This is a genomic window from Marinospirillum sp., assembly GCF_014859565.1.
In genome coordinates, this window is the sequence record NZ_JACUUA010000415.1 from 1 (window position 1) to 1,811 (window position 1,811).

General features: G+C 52.0%; 3 protein-coding genes. 2 read left to right on the forward strand and 1 reads right to left on the reverse strand.

What is annotated here, in order from left to right; translation table 11 throughout:
- Positions 1-28: 28 nt before the first annotated feature.
- On the forward strand, positions 29-217 hold the full coding sequence (locus IBX50_RS20325) for a type II toxin-antitoxin system HicA family toxin (protein WP_292258210.1): 189 nt from the start codon (positions 29-31) through the stop codon (positions 215-217).
- Position 218: 1 nt separating this feature from the next.
- The gene (locus tag IBX50_RS20330; protein ID WP_292258211.1) at positions 219-620 is read left to right on the forward strand and encodes a type II toxin-antitoxin system HicB family antitoxin; all 402 of its coding nucleotides are present in this window, start codon (positions 219-221) and stop codon (positions 618-620) included.
- Positions 621-722: 102 nt separating this feature from the next.
- On the opposite strand, the gene IBX50_RS20335 is transcribed toward IBX50_RS20330, so the two are convergent.
- The coding region (locus tag IBX50_RS20335) for an aminotransferase class III-fold pyridoxal phosphate-dependent enzyme (RefSeq protein ID WP_292258212.1) at positions 723-1,811 on the reverse strand (1,089 nt) is incomplete at its 5' end.

A 1,811-nucleotide genomic window follows, 5' to 3' on the forward strand; every position in this document is an offset into this window, starting at 1 on the left:
CCTGTGTCTATGTGTATAATGTGTATCCGTGAACAGTAAAGACATTATCAAAAGATTGAAGGTCGAAGGCTGGGTGCTCCACCATGTCAAAGGTGATCATCACCAGTTCAAGCATCCTATTCATGCCGCCAAGGTTACTGTTCCTCACCCTAAAAAAGATTTGCCTATTGGGACTGTACGCAGCATCTATCGCCAAGCAGGCTGGGACTGGAGGTAATATGAGATACCCAATTGTCATTCATAAAGACAAAGGTACTGATTTTGGTGTCACTGTACCTGATGTGGCAGGTTGTTTTTCGGCTGGTGATACGCTGGAAGAAGCCATTGAGATGGCTCGAGAAGCAATTGAGTGCCATTTAGAAGGGATGTTGCTGGATGGTGAGGCGATCCCAGTTCCTTCTTCAATAGAAACCCATCAGCAAAACACTGAGCTTTCTGGTGGAGTTTGGGCATTAGTGGATATTGATCTTTCCAAGCTTTCTGTTAAGTCAAAGCGCGTCAATATTACGATTCCAGAAAGGCTGCTGAACGCGGTTGATCATTATGCAAAGAGGCACGGTGAGTCGCGCTCAGGCCTTTTGGCGCAGGCAGTCACTGAATACATGGCTGCTCATCGCTAAAATGGGTTAACAAGGTGTTAGGACTGGTTGTAGTGACCGCCGATGGCAAAAGAGCCTTGCGCCCCTTGCCCTGATGGTGCAAGGGGCATGTCATCCAAAGTGTTAGCTCAGTTCTGCAAAACACTCACGAATGATCTTCAGACCCTGTTGCAGTTGCTCGTCAGGTACGGTCAGTGGCACCAGAATACGGATGACGTTGCCGTAAAGACCACAGGACAGCAGGATCAGTCCTTTTTCACGGGCTTTGGTGAGGATTTTGCCGGGCAGTTCACTGTCCGGTGTGCCATCCGCCTTGAAGACTTCCATTGCCACCATGGCACCCAGTCCGCGTACATCACGAATTGCCGGGTAGTCTTTGGCGAGGGCTTTCAGGTTTTCAGTGATGGTTGCGCCTAGTGCATTGCTGCGATCCAGTAGCTTTTCTTCCTCAAACACTTCCAGTACCGCCAGTGCTGCGGCACAGGCAATTGGGCTACCGCCATAGGTGCCACCCAGGCCGCCGGGTGCAATTTTGTCCATGTACTCGGCCTTGCCAACAATGCCGGACAAGGGGAAACCACCAGCAATGGATTTGGCGAAGGTGGTGATGTCGGCACTCACGCCCATCTGCTCCATGGCAAAAAAGGTGCCGGTACGACCAGCGCCGGTTTGTACTTCATCAGCAATCAGCAGGATGCCGTGCTGGTCACAGAGCTCACGCAGGGCTTTCATGAATGCCGGGGGTGCAACGTAGAAACCACCTTCACCCTGTACCGGCTCCAGAATAATGGCAGCAATGTCGGTGGGTTCGGCATCAAATTTAAAAATCCGCTGGATGGATGCCAGAGCATCTTCGGTGCTGACACCATGGATCTCACAGGGGTAGAGGGCGCGGAACACATCGCCGGACATCAAGCCCATGCCTGTGGAGTAAGGGGCTACCTTGCCCGTCAGTGCCAGAGTTGCCAGGGTACGACCGTGATAAGAAGCACCAAAAGAAATCACGCCGGTACGGCCGGTAGCAGCACGAGCCACCTTGATGGCGTTTTCTACTGCTTCGGCACCGGAGGTAAACAGGGCGGTTTTTTTCTGATCCTTGCCGGGTGCCAGAGCGTTAATTTTTTCACACACCGCCACATAAGGCTCGTAACCCATCACCATAAAACAGGTGTGGGAGAGTTTTTCCAGCTGTGCGGCAACAGCAGCCTTCAC